This window comes from Cuniculiplasma thermophilum (genome assembly GCF_052315355.1).
Classification (GTDB): domain Archaea; phylum Thermoplasmatota; class Thermoplasmata; order Thermoplasmatales; family Thermoplasmataceae; genus Cuniculiplasma.
Map to the genome: position 1 here is coordinate 12,535 of NZ_JBLSDF010000010.1, position 13,927 is coordinate 26,461.

Here is a 13,927-nt window from a genome sequence, read left to right on the forward strand (position 1 = left end):
ATCCAGTACATTGGCTTCAGTTCCCTTCTCCGTGCATACTGCAATTTGATAAATGTTGTCCTTATTAAGATCTAATTCTTCCATAAGACCATTAAAATACTTATCAATTAATTCAAAAAGTGGCTCTTTATCCATCATGTGATAATTCGTTTCGGTAATTTTATTGAAGTCGTGAAACACATAACCTAGAATTGACCTCTTCATCAATTTTTCAAACGTTTTATTATCGTTAAATTTCTTCAAAAAGTATTCAGATTTCTCTTTGTTAGTTTCACTGAAATAGTAGTCAAAAACCTTCATTGACATCGCCACGCCTGAAAATATATGAACCTGATAGGCCATATCACTGTACTTCTCAAAATTTGGATTATTTACGTGCCTTCCTCCCTTTGCACACTTTGACCATTCCTCTTCCGTCCATATTTTTTGAAATATATCGTTAATCGCCCAATCCATGACATTGCTGAATACGTTGTTTTGAAAAACCATGTAATTTTTTATTACGATTGTTTTATTCTCCACTCATATTACCTCCCAGCATCCCAGACCAAGGGAAGGTTTAGAACCTAAACCCCTGTAATAAAGTGCCTTCATTGCCTTTTCAGACCCCTCAATTTCTCCTCTTAACTCATACGCAGTTGTTATTGACTCCTTTGTTTTTGAGTTGGAAATTTTTACTGTTTTCCTTTTCGAGGAAGATAAATAAATATGGAAATTCTTTATCTCTTCCTCGGATATTTCAAATAAATTCTTGAGTATCCAAACTGCGCTCTTATTCAGATTAATTTCTACGTCTTCGCTAATATCAACATATTCATTTTTGTTCTCAAAATTCCTAATTAATATGGGTGATAATGACTTGAATTTTACTTTTCCTTCTCCTAACATGGGTTCCGGTAAAGATATAACTTTAGTCACCTCATATGACACATCATTTATTCTAATTGAAGGATCAATTGAAAGCCCCAATCGTAAATAGGCAGAAAGAGAATTATCTATTGTTCTTACAATGAAAAAACCATTATTGATATCCAATCCATTAATTCCTCCCTTAACATTCCTAGAAATTATATTACTAAACGTGTGCAGCCCTGGTTGACTTTTAACATGTAATTTCTTAATCTTTTCCTGATATGTTAATAATTTTGAATAAATACCGATAGAAAGATAATAATTGTATTCGTAAGGGATTATCACACCTTTTTCCCTCTTAATTCTTATAAGCAAACTCTCCATGATAAAAGATATGATTAAATAGAATAAAAATATTTCTATTCCTATGAGCGAAGAAATATTTTCGTCTTTTTGTGTAGATACATTGGTAAGTTTTGTTGGATTTCAGCCAGATATAATTATTCCTTATTTTAGACCTTATTTGAATTCTCAAGGTAACTGTTTGGATAGAATTGTCCTGTTTACAAGCAAATTTGATGAAGTAAATCCTGACCAGGATTCTCTTAAAGCCAGCATAGTACTTGAGAATGTTCTGACTTATATCAATGAACGAAATTCAAATCTTCAAGTTGAGATAAATAGGTTATCTAACATTTGGGACTTAAGAATGTACATAAAGCACTTTGAGCAAATTATTTCTAAAAAGGCCTCAGTGAATCTTACTTCAGGACCATCAGTATATTCCATTGCTGGGCTATTGTGGGCAATAAAGAATAATCATTTGGTGGAACACAGTATTGAGGCAAATAGCTCTTTGTACGGAAGGAGTGTGGTTTTTAAGAGAATTGAAATGACTCCTTACTTTAATCTGTTATTTAAAACAGACAAAATAGATAAGGAGATTATACAGATACTGAAAAACGGACAGAGCAATACCAGAGCGATAAGAAGCTTTTTGAATAATGAACTTAAAGAAAATTTGACCCTAAGAACAGTTGAAAATAGGGTAAATAAGTTAGTTGAACTTCAAATACTGGGAATGGTCAGAGGAAGACAGAATATAATTTTTTTAAATGACAATTTGATAGACATCCTATAAAAAATACAATTTTTAGATAATGCCATAAAATTCTATTCCCAATATACCTCATATAATTCAGGAATAAAGAGAAATGCGATTATTTTACGTGGAGGCATCAAACCTAAGAAAGTTTAGTCTTTTAATTAGATTCTTGAATAGTTGAATCTTTGGTTTTTGATTTTGCGTCTTCACCTACTTCTGCAGGTTTTTTCTTCTCAATTGCCTCAATGAGTTTAGGTATGACCTCGTAAAGATCTGCTGTGATTATGTAATCTGCAATGCCGTTTATTTCAGCATTGGGATCTGTGTTTATAGAGACAATGTTTTCACTGAGTTTCATTCCCATTAGATGCTGAGCCTTCCCTGATATTCCGCAGGCAATATACAGTTGTGGCCTCACAGACTGACCTGTCTGTCCTACCTGATGATCCCTTGTGATCCATCCAAGATCCACTGTGGGTCTTGATGCACCAACATATGCACCAATTTTATCTGCAAGCTGTTTGATGAGATCGAAACCAGATGCCTTTCCCAGTCCTAGACCTCCACTAACTATATATTTAGCAGAAGTAAGATCAACTGTTGTTTTGGGCTTAAAATCCACAATCTCCTTTTTGAGATATTCTTTCTTTATCTTTGCCTTCCTTATCTCTGATTCATACTTTGCGTCTGATTTTCTCTCAGGTACTGCAAATATTCCAGGTCTTGCAGTTGCCATCTGTGGCCTGTGCCTCTTACAGAGAATTTCCGCAAGAGTGCTTTCCCCGTATGTGGGTCTCCTTGCCTGGAGTATTCTTCCATTTGGATCTATATCGAGCTCTGTGCAATCAGCCGTAACTCCAGTCCTTGACCTGACGGCAATTCTTGAGGCAAGATCCCTTCCATTCCTTGTTGCCGGAATCAGCAGAATGTTTGGCTTGAGTTCAGTGATCAGATCGCTGAGAAGTGTTGCGTATGGTATTGTCCTGAAATCTTTCAGATCAGGGGATTCATATCCTATCACCCTGTCACACCCATATTCCCCAGCCTCCTTAACCATGTCTCCAACCTTATCACCAAATACTATACCTATTAAAATTTCGTTTACCTTGTGGGCTATGGATGATCCAACAGAAATCATCTCCAGTCCAGGCTTCTTCAATTTACCATCCCTAGATTCCAGAAAAATCATCACATTCTTGTATTCATCCGGATTTGCCGGTGGCTCTGCATTAATGAGTCCTACCATTTATTCACCCCCGAATTTGAGAATTCCCTTGGAAATGAGCTCGTCAACAAACTCATCCATCTGATCCGGAGTGAATTTCTTTCCTGCCCTCTTTTTCTCCTGTATGGATTTCATTGATTTCACTATTGTTGGTGATCCCTTGAGACCAACCCATTCAGGCTTGAGATTTATGTCAGCAAGAGTCCAGGTCTCAATGCCTCTCTTCATTGCATCAATCTTCATTCTCAAAGTTGCGTTTCTAGGTATGTTTGAATTTGTAAGAACAGTTATAAGACATGGAGGTTCCATCTTCACAGTCTCAACTCCGTCCTCAAGCTGCCTCTCCGCAAACACTTTTCCGTCCTCGACCCATGAATTTGATGTGTATGATGCCTGTTCTATTCCAAGAAACTCGGCAACACCTGGGCCAACGTGACCTGTGGAAGAATCTGTGGATTCTTCTCCTGCGAAGATTATATCGAACTTTCCAATCTTGGTGATTGTTGCAGCAAGCGTTAGCCCTGTTGGATAGGTATCTGCACCTGCAAAGGCCCTGTCCGTAACAAGTATTCCCCTGTCAACTCCCCTTGCCATACAGTCAAGCAATGCAGTTTCAGCAAAGGGAGGACCCATGGTAATCACTGTAATGTGAGTGTCTGGATTGGCATCCTTTATCTTGAGTGCCTGCTCAACTGCATTCTCATCTGCAGGATTTATGACATTCCTTGCTGCTCCCCTGTTCAGTGTAAATGTGACAGGATCTATAACAACCTCGGAGCTGTCCGGTACCTGCTTTATCATAACAATAATTTCCAGTCCCATTTCAATCATCCGTACTTATATTTAACTCCGTGACCGCCCTTTGTGTTCGTCCACGCAACACTTCCATGGGCACATGCGGTATCGCATGTTCCGCATTCCACACAATCCTCATATTTGAAATTCAGTTTATCATCTATGAGTGTGTAGCACTTTGCCGGGCAGGCAAAGGTGCAGAAGTGATCCGGGCATGTTTCGCATATGCTCGGATTAATTGTTATGTGCTCATAGGACTTGTCTATCTTATAATTCAACAGAGATAACCTGTCTTCTATTTTCATCATTTTTACATCCTCCTCAACATTCTATACAGATCCACTGCAAGATCCTTTCTCTTATCTTTCCTCTTCAGGGCAGAGGAAAGGACTATCTGCGACAGATGCTTCTTTGGATTTCCGTCCTCGGAAAAAATATTCAGCATCGCTTCCTCTGCTATGGCTGGTATTGTGTTGTGTATGGACTCACTCCATGTTACCTGATCCAACCCTCTGAAGTTATTCATATCCTTCAAAACGAATGTCTTCTCAAGATTCTGCTTGTAATTTTCAAAATTCATATCCCCGCCCTTTGACTTCTTCTCAATAAATGAATCCGCTGCCACAATTCCTGAAACTATGGCATAATTCATACCCTGCAGCACAAGACCGTTACTGAATGTGAAACCTGCAGTATCTCCTGCAATCATATAACCATCGCCATAAACTGAATCAACGGACAAGCCACCTTCTGGAACAAGATGGGCACTGTATTCCTCAACCCTACCGTCCTGTAAAAGGGGTGCAATAAATGGATGGTCCTTGAACTGTTCGATTACGTTGAAGGAATAGGTCTGATTATTTTTCCTAAGGTCGCCCATGGATATTACAGCACCAATGGAAATTGATTCCTTATTGGTGTAAAGAAAACCACCTGCCCTGACGCCTCCTTCAAGAAAACCGAGGACATATTCAGATGCAAAACCCATTTTTGGTGATGTGAGACCAAATCTTTCTGTGATCGTCTTTTCCGGAAGTTTTATTACCTCCTTTACACCCAGTGCTATCTTCTGATCAGTTGGCTTTTTCTTAATTCCTGAATCGTATGCAACCCTTGAATTTGCCCCTTCAGCCAGTATAACTGCATCGGAGGTTATTGTCTCCCCCGACTGTTCGACCCCAATAACCTTCCCATCCTTCATGGCAAGTTTTTCCACTGTGACACCTGATACAACCATTGCACCTGCATCCTTTGCCTTCTTGGCAAGCCATGCATCAAACTTTGTTCTGAGCACAGTATAACCGCTCTTGTATTCACCAAACTTCTTTGAACGAAAATCTATGGATATCTTCGAATCCTTTGTCAGGAATGTAACACCCTTTGCCTCCACATACCTCTCAAGCATGTTGCTTTTTTCCCAATCGGGTATAACCTGTGAAAGTGAATCGCCCCACAGAACACCGCCAGAAACGTTCTTGCTTCCAGGAGGGTCTGCCCTGTCTACCAGAAGCACATTCACCTTATTTGAAGCAAGTCTTATTGCGGCAGATGCTCCTGCCGGACCAGCTCCGACAACAATCACATCAAATTCACTCATTGACCCTTTATGTCTGATTATATAATAACTGTTTTTGTGCTTAAATTTACTCATTTTTTATTTTCTTTTTCATAATACTCAGTATGATTATTTCCTTAGTACTCTAAAAGTATGTTTTTATGAAAAATACTAAAACCAGATTGTGCATATACCATTTAATGAAATTGATAGAAAACTGGTTTTCGGAGCGTTATTCTGACAATCTGCAATTGTCCTTCAGGGTGAGCGATCAACTACTTTCAGTCAAGACTGACTTTCAGAGGATAGATGTGTTTGAAACCTATGATTTTGGGAAGCTGCTTTCCATAGATGGTACTGTTCAACTTACTGAAAAGGACGAATTTGTTTACCACGAAATGATCACCAGAATGCCCTACCTTTACTGTGACAAAAAACCTGAAAGTGCACTTATAATTGGTGGCGGAGATGGTGGTGCAGCTGGAGAACTTTTAAAACTTGGATTGAAGAGCATAGTGAATGTGGAGATTGATGGACAGGTTGTGGAGGTCTGCCGCAAGCACTTTCCCTCCCTGACATCTTCCTTTAACAGTAAAAGTGTGGAACTAATCATAGGAGATGGCATAAAATACGCTGAAACCACAGACAGGAAATTCGATATGATCATTGTTGATTCCACTGATCCCGTAGGTCCAGCAGAGGGATTGTTCAACGAAAACTTCTACAGAAATGTTTCAAGAATACTCACAGAAGGGGGCGTGGTTGTAACACAGTCAGGATCTCCATTCTACCAGCCAAAGGCCATAGGAATGGCCCACAGGGGGATGAAACCAGCATTCAAAAATGTGAAAAGCTACACAGCATTCATACCCACATATCCAAGCGGCTTCTGGTCCTTCACCATGGCCAAAAATACTCCGATTAAGATGCGCAAGGACTCAGTCGAGCCTGGGCAGTATTTCAATATGGATATTGCAGAATCATCCCTCTATCTTCCTGAGTTTGTGAAAAAACTTATTGCCTGATCTTCCAGGCACTCTTTTTCTGATCAAGTCTCTGCTCATATGAAGGCCCATGCTTTCTCGCGATCTTTTCCAGTTCCCTCATATTTTTTATGAATTTTGATTTGCTGTCTGAATTTATTATATCATTGAAGAAACGATCGTCCCTGAACCATTCATAGGTGTAATATGCGAATATGCCTGCCATTATGAGTGACAGCACAAATATCCAGTAGTTCCAGTTCCCTGCGGCCTGAAATGTGAGACCATTATTTATAAATCCATTATAGTGGAAGAGCAGATCGTTTGAGGACACTATGAATATGAAGAGAAAGACCACTGTTAGTATCAAGTAAATGTAAAAAAACCATTCCCTGTAAATCTTTGACATTGCGGCATTATCTAAATTTTATATTTTAAATTTGTGAGAAGTATTACCATCAATAAATCATTCCCCGTTGAGATAATTCAGGAAGAGTTTGAGTGCATTTATCCTATGGGAATGCTCATTTTTCTCTTTAATATCCATCTCTGCCAGTGACTTATCAATGCCTATAGGGATAAATATGGGATCGAAGCCGAATCCGGATTTGCCCCTTTCCACCTCACCTATCTTACCCTCAAGAACTCCCGTGAACTGCATGATCTTATTACCCTCAACAAAGGAGATCACAGTTTTGAACTCTGCATATCTTTCCTTTCCTTCCACTAGCTTGAGAATTCCCAAATTTCCTATGGTCTTCTGCACATAGGACGAATAGGGACCGGGAAACCCGCCAAGGGCTCTTACATAGAGACCCGTGTCTTCCAGGAAAAAGGGCTGTTCCACCTTTCCCATCAGGTACCTTGCACTGGCAAGAGACACCTCCTCTGTGGTGTCTTCCTGTGTCTCCTCATATTTCATTTTTATCCATTCACATGAACTCCCATGTTTTTCCAAAAACTCATTTATTTCCATGTACTTGTGTTCGTTACTCGTAACAAATCTGAGTCTCATGCGTATCTTCTCCTTCCTTCAATTCTCTTCATCTCTTCGATCACCGCTCCTGCGCCCTTAAAGTGTTTTCTGTATGCACCCATTACATCCTGCATAAACTTCTCCCCATTCTTCAGGGTTGCAACGGAACTTTCGTTTAATAACCTCATATCGTATGCAAAATCCTGAATTCTATCTGTCACAGAACCCATGGAGGGGTCAATGAGAAACACCCTCTTTCCTCTGACCATTATGTTGTTCATGGTCAGATCCCCGTGGCATATATTCTCACCATGCATCATTCCGATCATCCTTCCAAGTTCTCCTGGCACTTCAGGATCAATATTCTCCTCACTTCCAAGGTTTTTACCATCTATGTATTCCATCATGAATGCATTTCTCTTCAGATCCACTGAAAAAATGTATGGCACAGATATCCCGATTCTTGCCATCCTTTCAAGCATCGTTATCTCCCTCTTCATCCTCATTCTTCTGATCCTCAAATCGATCTCTTCATTTCTATAACCCTTGGGAATTCTCTCCTTCTCTATGGCCTCAAACTGATGAAATTTCTTTCTCCTTATTATGGATTCAGCACCCCTGTCCCTGTACACGATCTCTTCCTCCTTAACCCATGATGCGTAAGCCTGATCTATTCTGAAGAACTGATCGATTTTTGTATCCTCCATCCTGTCTGCACCCCTTGCCTTATATGTAAGCAGCCCTGCCTGTCCTATCATGGCGCCATTATCCATACAGTATTTATCAGGCGTTTCAAATACCTCAACCCCTGCTTCCTCTGCCATTGTCTGAATCATCGTTCTCAATCTCTTATTTCGTGCCACTCCCCCTGCAAGCAATATGGACTTCTTTCCTGTGGTAAATATGGCCCTTTCAAGGGTTTCCACAAGCATTGAAAATGCGTATTCCTGTATACTCATGCATACATCTTCCTTCCTTTCCCCCCTTTTCAGCATCTGAGATGCTGCCGTATAAATCCCTGAAAAAGCCGTATCCATTCCCTTAACCGTATAGGGTAGATCCAGAAGTTTTAAACCTCCAAGGGCCATAGCCTCAATCTCTGGCCCTCCAGGAAATGGAAATCCCATATCCCTTGCAATCTTATCCAGAAGATTCCCCACACCAATGTCAAGTGTCTCCCCAAAGACCCGGTAATGGCCATTTTTATAAGCGATGATCTGGGTGTTTCCCCCTGAAACGTAAAGCATAACAGGATCATTGCATCCCGTCTCCCTTCTTCCTATCTCTATGTGACCGAGAGGATGATTGACTCCAACGATGGGAATACCATATTTGATGGAAAGTGCCCTGGCAGCTGTTGCCACAACCTTTAAGGAAGGAGGCAACCCTGGCCCTTTGGAAAAACTTATCAGACTGATCTGCTCTGGAGATATGCCGGAATCTGAAATTGCCTTCCTTATAACTTCAACAATGTTGGAAAAATGAAAATCGGCTGCATCCCTTGGATTTATCCCACCCTCTTCCGGCCTGTATGTCTTTGAAACCAGAGAATATATCTTTACCTCGTCGAGAACTGAGGCACTTACAGTGTGAGCTGTACCTTCCAGACCGAGAACATACATATTTCCACATATTAAATATGGAAATAATGTTTTATCATGCCCTTCTGAAGGTGAACATGGCATAGACAGATGTCAGGAATAGAATCAGTGCTCCGATGGAACCATATCCTATTATTTTGAGCCTCTCCTTCACACTGTTCTCAGCCACTGTTGTAAGGAACAGGAATGAAGAAAGAGTGGAACCTGTTGATGTGATCATATAGGTGGAATAGTATGGATTTGTAACTGCATGGGTTAATCCGTGTGTGATGAAGAGAAATGGGTTTGGAAATATGAAACCTCTGTGGACAAATATGTCCAAAAAGGTTATTCCTCTGAAAAGGAGAACCCCGAGGAAGAGCACGGGTATGGAAAATGTCAGGAACTGTTCAAGAACATAGAATTTATTTGATCTTTTAAATGTCCCATTTCTTATGTTCTGGAAAAATGTTCTCCATGCTGTCCTCGACCATCTCAGATTTTGCTTTGCAAAGGATTTGATATTCTTTTTTGGGAACGTCACAACACGGGCATCGAAGGCCTTTCTTACCCTGTATCCACTCCTTATGACAAAGGCGGTCAGGGAGGTATCGTCACCTCCACCATAGTATGGAATTTTGCCCTTAATCCTATAATTCCTGAATTCGTCAGACTGAACATAATCCCTTATGACCTCTGACCTGTATGATGCAAAGCTGCCGTCAATGATCATTATATTTCCAAATCTGCTCATTGCTCTCTGTACAGTTTCCTTTGATCTTTCCAGAAATTCAGAAGCATAGGATACCATCTTCCCGTCAGATGTATCCATGAATATATTTGAGCCAACACCACCTGTTTCAGGATCATATTCCTTGAGAATCTTTTCCACTGCATCTTCCTCTGGAAGTGCGTCTGCATCCATGAATATGACAATTTTTGTTTTTACCTTCTCCATGCCCATTGCAAGTGAACTCCTCTTTCCGGATCTCTGCTCCTTGAGTATGAATTCAGCACCGCTGGCTTCACATATGGAACTGTAAGGCTCTTCTATTCCGTCTGAAATCACAATGGTATGATGAACCTGACTTGATATGCTTCTCAGGGAAATACTGAAAAGTTCCGGGTTTTCATTGTATACAGGTATCACTGCAGTAACATCATCCTTTGTTAGCTGCTCTCCACGTACAGAATTTTCTTCCCTTAACTTTGCCTTTCTCCTGGACAGATAGGTATTCATTGTGTAATATAATATGGAAATCGTGGAACTGAGCGTACCTACAAGAATAAGAAGGAAAAAATCAAGACGCATAAGAGAATATTTCTGCCCCCATAAATATCCTATTGGTTCATAATTCTGGTACAATGTTTTTTTAGTTTAAAGGATTATAGGCTCCCTGCTTTTTACGAATGTCCCTGTATTCAGATCCCTTATAGCCTCAGAGATTTCCTCCTTTGTACTCATAACTATGGGCCCATACCATTCTATATTCTCACCTGTAGGCTCTCCTCCGATTATTATAAGATCACTTTCCTCATTTATTCCTTTAATGTTGAACCAGTCACCTGAAACTGACAGGGAATAGGAGTTTCTCTCCTCAAGATTGGCCTCTTCCCCTATTCTCACAGAACCAGAAAAACAGAAAACGATTACTCTCTTTCCTTCGTAACCACTTAAGGTGAATTCCTCATCCTTTCCTATTTTCATGTGTATGTATGTGATACCTTTTGCCGTAAAGGATTCGTACGGCCCTGTTACGTCCTCAAATTTCCCCGAAACAACCCTTATCTTGGTGCGGTTTCCCTTACTGATTTCCGGAATTCCAGATGATTTGTGATAGGCATAGGCGGGAGTGGACATCTTTTTCCTTGAAGGTATATTTACCCACAATTGAACACCAAGAACCTCCTGTGATAGAATTTCGCCGGATGTATTCTTTGAAGGCCCCGGCATCTCCTCATGATAAATTCCACTTCCTGCACTCATACTCTGTATATCGCCGGGAAAGATTCTGCCTCTGTTTCCATTGCTATCCTCGTGGCTCGTATTGCCCTTAATCTGATATGTTACGGTCTCGATACCCCTATGGGGATGCCATGGAAAACCTTTTTCATATTCCACCGGATCATTGGAGCCAAAATAATCCATGAGGAGGAACGGATCGGTTCTTGGAAATGTATATTTTCCACCAAAAACCCTGAATAGCTTGACGCCTGCACCATCCATTGTATAGCCACCACGTATCTCAACTTCCACTTCTTTCTCATGGTAAGACATGAGATTACAATGTATCCTTGTTCATAAACATGTGCAGATAATTGTGCTTATAAATAATGCCAGTTCCCTTGATACCAAAAATTTTAATCACCCTAGGGGAACAATATCATTCACTAACCATATTTCATTCATTTGTTGCCTTGATTTGAGAATTCTGATTGATCCCTTTGAGTATGGATACCAGATTACGTGGTATGATTAACCGGTTGAGAAATATTCCTGCGGTGAAATGTGCTTTCAGTGAAATGGAAAACCTATTGATAAATTTATAAGCCTTTCTTGTATTCCCTAAAAATCTAACCTTAAAGGGGGTTAATATAAATGGCTGGAGGAAATTCAGTAGCAATAATTGCAGATAAGAAAACAGGAAAAACCTATAAAAAAGATGTAAAACCGGAGAACTTGAGTCTTCTCAATGGCAGAAGAATCGGTGAAGAGATAGATGGAATTTTCTTTGAACTTCCGGGATACAAGCTGAAGATTACAGGGGGCTCTTCCATAGATGGCTTTCCAATGAAATCAGATCTTGCAATCCCTGGAAAGAAGAGAATTCTTGTGAGATATAGAGAGGGCCAGAGGGCGAAGAGGGGGATAAGGAAAAGGGTAACTTTTAGAGGTTCCGTAATTGGGCCAGATATATCCCAGCTGAACTTTGTAATAACACAGTATGGGCCAGCCCCACTTGAAGCTCCGGACAACCAATCAGAGGAAAAGAAAGAATGAGTTCAAGTCTTCCCCAGCCAACAATAAATATTGGAATGGTTGGTCACGTAGACCACGGAAAAAGTACTCTTACGAAGGCACTGACCGGTAGAAAGACCGACATACATTCTGAGGAAATTAAAAGGGGGATATCCATAAAACTGGGTTATGCGGATACACCGGTTTATGAATGTAATGATGGAGATAGAATTTATTCTAACAAACCACTGAATGAGCATTGCAAATTAAAGAGAGTTATATCCTTTGTTGACGCACCTGGCCATGAAACACTTATGGCAACCATGCTCTCGGGATCATCCATAATGGATGGGGCGCTACTTGTAATAGCGGCAAATGAAAAATGCCCACAACCACAGACGAGAGAGCATCTTACAGCAATAGAAATTATGGGTATTAAAAATATAATAGTTATTCAGAATAAGATAGATCTTGTAACCAAGGAAAGAGCAGTGGAAAGTTACAAAGAAATCAAGAAATTCCTCAAGGGAAGTATTGCAGAAAATGCGCCTGTTATTCCAGTAAGTGCGTACCATAATAAGAATATAGACAAGGTTTTTGAAGCCATAGAGGAATACATTCCTACTCCGGCAAGGGATAAAAATGCTGATCCGCTTATGTATATAGCCAGATCCTTTGACGTTAACAAACCAGGTGCGTCACCGGAAACCCTGAAAGGTGGAGTTCTCGGTGGATCTTTGGTAAAGGGAATGTTGGGAATTGGACAGGAGATTGAAATCACACCTGGGATTCAACAGACCAAGGGGAATAAAAACGTCTGGGAGAATGTTATCACGGAGATAACATCACTGATGGCAGGTTCAAATTCCTATGAGACCATAGTTCCGGGAGGACTTTCTGCAGTTGGAACCAAACTTGATCCATTTCTCACAAAGAACGATCTTTTGACAGGGAGAATTCTTGGATCTGTGGGAAAGGTCCCACCAATGGCAACAACCGTTGAAATTGAAACACACCTTCTGAACCGTGTGGTGGGCTTTGAGGATGAGATGAAGGTTGAGCCCATAAAGAGCAGGGAATACCTTATGCTCACATTTGGAACATCAAACACACTGGGTATGGCAACAAACGTCAGGGATGGTGATGTGGAAATTTCACTGAGATATCCTGTTGCAGTTCAGAGCGATGAAAGGGTGGCCATAGGAAGAAAAATAACCAACCGCTGGAGACTTATCGGCTACGGTAACGTCAAATCCTTCGCATAGTTACATTCCATTCTCACAGGACATTTTAAACAGACAGGCTTTGTTTTACAGAAGTCCTTTCCAAGATTCACAAGTGTTCCATGAAAATTGTTCAGCTCCTCAAGGCTCATTTGATTTTCTATTTCCTCCTTTAGGTCCTCCGGGAAGATGCTCTCATTTTGGATGATACCCGTTCTGAAAAATATCCTTATGGTGTATTTGTCCACAACAAATCTCTTTCTTCCCAGTGCATAGATCATTATGCTTTCTTCAGTCTCCCTTCCCACTCCCTTCAATGAAGATAAGAACTTTGATAGTGACTTATCATCCATTTTTTCCAAAGCTTCGAGACCACCTGCCCTCAGGATCTCCCTGCTCACTAATATCAGCCTTTCAGTCTTCTGATTGTAGAATCCTGATGGCTTTATTGCATCCCTTATTTTCTCCTTATTTCCATCTGCTATATCTGAAAGTTTCGTAATTCCAGTTTCCTTAAGATTAGCAATGGCCTTTTCCACATTTCTCCATGAGGTGTTCTGTGTCAATATGGCTCCAATAACAACCTCCTCAGGCGTCTCAGCTGGCCACCAGTGCAGATCTCCATAGTAATTATTCAGAATTTCACTGAGTTTTCTGAAGTCCATGTGGTTACA

General features: G+C 40.4%; 15 protein-coding genes. 4 read left to right on the plus strand and 11 right to left on the minus strand.

All coding sequences use genetic code 11. The features are described 5' to 3' along the window. Positions 1-522: 522 nt before the first annotated feature. Positions 523-1,236 carry a CRISPR-associated endoribonuclease Cas6 gene (gene cas6, locus ACNF42_RS02660; RefSeq protein WP_443338677.1) on the minus strand — a complete coding sequence of 238 codons (714 nt, stop codon included), beginning with the start codon at positions 1,234-1,236 and terminating at the stop codon, positions 523-525. Between the two features lie 43 nt (positions 1,237-1,279). On the opposite strand from cas6, the gene ACNF42_RS02665 reads away from it, so the two are divergent. Then, positions 1,280-1,993 (plus strand): hypothetical protein, encoded by a 714-nt coding sequence (locus tag ACNF42_RS02665; protein WP_443338679.1) that lies wholly within the window; start codon positions 1,280-1,282, stop codon positions 1,991-1,993. Positions 1,994-2,114: 121 nt separating this feature from the next. Here the strand turns inward: ACNF42_RS02665 and ACNF42_RS02670 are convergent, their stop codons facing one another. From ACNF42_RS02670 to ACNF42_RS02685, 4 genes are read right to left on the minus strand one after another with little or no spacing between them, the layout of a single operon-like run. Next, the gene (locus ACNF42_RS02670; RefSeq protein ID WP_443338681.1) at positions 2,115-3,203 is read right to left on the minus strand and encodes an electron transfer flavoprotein subunit alpha/FixB family protein; all 1,089 of its coding nucleotides are present in this window, start codon (positions 3,201-3,203) and stop codon (positions 2,115-2,117) included. After that, entirely contained in the window at positions 3,204-4,004 is an 801-nt protein-coding gene (locus ACNF42_RS02675; protein ID WP_443338683.1) for an electron transfer flavoprotein subunit beta/FixA family protein, read from the minus strand. Between the two features lie 5 nt (positions 4,005-4,009). Beyond that, entirely contained in the window at positions 4,010-4,285 is a 276-nt protein-coding gene (locus ACNF42_RS02680; RefSeq protein WP_443338685.1) for a ferredoxin family protein, read from the minus strand. A gap of 2 nt (positions 4,286-4,287) precedes the next feature. Beyond that, positions 4,288-5,574 carry an FAD-dependent oxidoreductase gene (locus ACNF42_RS02685; RefSeq protein ID WP_443338688.1) on the minus strand — a complete coding sequence of 429 codons (1,287 nt, stop codon included), beginning with the start codon at positions 5,572-5,574 and terminating at the stop codon, positions 4,288-4,290. Positions 5,575-5,732: 158 nt separating this feature from the next. On the opposite strand from ACNF42_RS02685, the gene speE reads away from it, so the two are divergent. Next, positions 5,733-6,557, plus strand: coding sequence for a polyamine aminopropyltransferase (gene speE / locus ACNF42_RS02690; protein ID WP_443338690.1), 825 nt, complete (start codon positions 5,733-5,735; stop codon positions 6,555-6,557). On the opposite strand, the gene ACNF42_RS02695 is transcribed toward speE, so the two are convergent. From ACNF42_RS02695 to ACNF42_RS02715, 5 genes are all read right to left on the minus strand, one after another. Next, the gene (locus ACNF42_RS02695) at positions 6,547-6,924 is read right to left on the minus strand and encodes a DUF3198 domain-containing protein (protein WP_443338693.1); all 378 of its coding nucleotides are present in this window, start codon (positions 6,922-6,924) and stop codon (positions 6,547-6,549) included. The two genes, speE and ACNF42_RS02695, sit on opposite strands and share 11 nt — an antisense overlap. A gap of 57 nt (positions 6,925-6,981) precedes the next feature. Continuing rightward, complete coding sequence (locus ACNF42_RS02700; protein ID WP_443338695.1) at positions 6,982-7,530, minus strand: XTP/dITP diphosphatase; 549 nt, start codon at positions 7,528-7,530, stop codon at positions 6,982-6,984. Beyond that, positions 7,527-9,113 (minus strand): bifunctional N(6)-L-threonylcarbamoyladenine synthase/serine/threonine protein kinase, encoded by a 1,587-nt coding sequence (locus ACNF42_RS02705; protein WP_443338697.1) that lies wholly within the window; start codon positions 9,111-9,113, stop codon positions 7,527-7,529. The genes ACNF42_RS02700 and ACNF42_RS02705 overlap by 4 nt, the downstream gene beginning before the upstream one ends. Positions 9,114-9,147: 34 nt before the next feature. Next, positions 9,148-10,383 carry a glycosyltransferase gene (locus ACNF42_RS02710; protein ID WP_443338699.1) on the minus strand — a complete coding sequence of 412 codons (1,236 nt, stop codon included), beginning with the start codon at positions 10,381-10,383 and terminating at the stop codon, positions 9,148-9,150. Positions 10,384-10,449: 66 nt separating this feature from the next. Then, the gene (locus ACNF42_RS02715) at positions 10,450-11,349 is read right to left on the minus strand and encodes a pirin family protein (protein ID WP_443338701.1); all 900 of its coding nucleotides are present in this window, start codon (positions 11,347-11,349) and stop codon (positions 10,450-10,452) included. A 321-nt stretch (positions 11,350-11,670) separates the two neighbouring features. Between ACNF42_RS02715 and ACNF42_RS02720 the strand changes: the two genes are divergently transcribed. Both ACNF42_RS02720 and eif2g read left to right on the plus strand, forming a co-directional pair. Then, complete coding sequence (locus tag ACNF42_RS02720) at positions 11,671-12,072, plus strand: 30S ribosomal protein S6e (RefSeq protein WP_443338703.1); 402 nt, start codon at positions 11,671-11,673, stop codon at positions 12,070-12,072. Beyond that, entirely contained in the window at positions 12,069-13,295 is a 1,227-nt protein-coding gene (gene eif2g / locus ACNF42_RS02725) for a translation initiation factor IF-2 subunit gamma (protein ID WP_443338705.1), read from the plus strand. The genes ACNF42_RS02720 and eif2g overlap by 4 nt, the downstream gene beginning before the upstream one ends. Here eif2g and ACNF42_RS02730 read toward each other — a convergent pair. Further along, entirely contained in the window at positions 13,268-13,918 is a 651-nt protein-coding gene (locus ACNF42_RS02730) for an endonuclease III domain-containing protein (RefSeq protein ID WP_443338707.1), read from the minus strand. The two genes, eif2g and ACNF42_RS02730, sit on opposite strands and share 28 nt — an antisense overlap. Positions 13,919-13,927 lie beyond the last annotated feature (9 nt).

Bases quoted from the DNA above. Each gene is read 5' to 3' on its own strand.
- ACNF42_RS02670 (WP_443338681.1), bottom strand. From the start codon at position 3,203: ATGGTAGGACTCATTAATGCAGAGCCACCGGCAAATCCGGATGAATAC.
- ACNF42_RS02680 (WP_443338685.1), bottom strand. From the start codon at position 4,285: ATGATGAAAATAGAAGACAGGTTATCTCTGTTGAATTATAAGATAGAC.
- ACNF42_RS02710 (WP_443338699.1), bottom strand. From the start codon at position 10,383: ATGCGTCTTGATTTTTTCCTTCTTATTCTTGTAGGTACGCTCAGTTCC.
- ACNF42_RS02700 (WP_443338695.1), bottom strand. From the start codon at position 7,530: ATGAGACTCAGATTTGTTACGAGTAACGAACACAAGTACATGGAAATA.
- speE (WP_443338690.1), top strand. From the start codon at position 5,733: ATGAAATTGATAGAAAACTGGTTTTCGGAGCGTTATTCTGACAATCTG.
- ACNF42_RS02685 (WP_443338688.1), bottom strand. From the start codon at position 5,574: ATGAGTGAATTTGATGTGATTGTTGTCGGAGCTGGTCCGGCAGGAGCA.
- ACNF42_RS02715 (WP_443338701.1), bottom strand. From the start codon at position 11,349: ATGTCTTACCATGAGAAAGAAGTGGAAGTTGAGATACGTGGTGGCTAT.
- eif2g (WP_443338705.1), top strand. From the start codon at position 12,069: ATGAGTTCAAGTCTTCCCCAGCCAACAATAAATATTGGAATGGTTGGT.
- ACNF42_RS02665 (WP_443338679.1), top strand. From the start codon at position 1,280: ATGAGCGAAGAAATATTTTCGTCTTTTTGTGTAGATACATTGGTAAGT.
- ACNF42_RS02705 (WP_443338697.1), bottom strand. From the start codon at position 9,113: ATGTATGTTCTCGGTCTGGAAGGTACAGCTCACACTGTAAGTGCCTCA.
- ACNF42_RS02675 (WP_443338683.1), bottom strand. From the start codon at position 4,004: ATGGGACTGGAAATTATTGTTATGATAAAGCAGGTACCGGACAGCTCC.
- ACNF42_RS02720 (WP_443338703.1), top strand. From the start codon at position 11,671: ATGGCTGGAGGAAATTCAGTAGCAATAATTGCAGATAAGAAAACAGGA.
- ACNF42_RS02695 (WP_443338693.1), bottom strand. From the start codon at position 6,924: ATGTCAAAGATTTACAGGGAATGGTTTTTTTACATTTACTTGATACTA.
- ACNF42_RS02730 (WP_443338707.1), bottom strand. From the start codon at position 13,918: ATGGACTTCAGAAAACTCAGTGAAATTCTGAATAATTACTATGGAGAT.
- cas6 (WP_443338677.1), bottom strand. From the start codon at position 1,236: ATGGAGAGTTTGCTTATAAGAATTAAGAGGGAAAAAGGTGTGATAATC.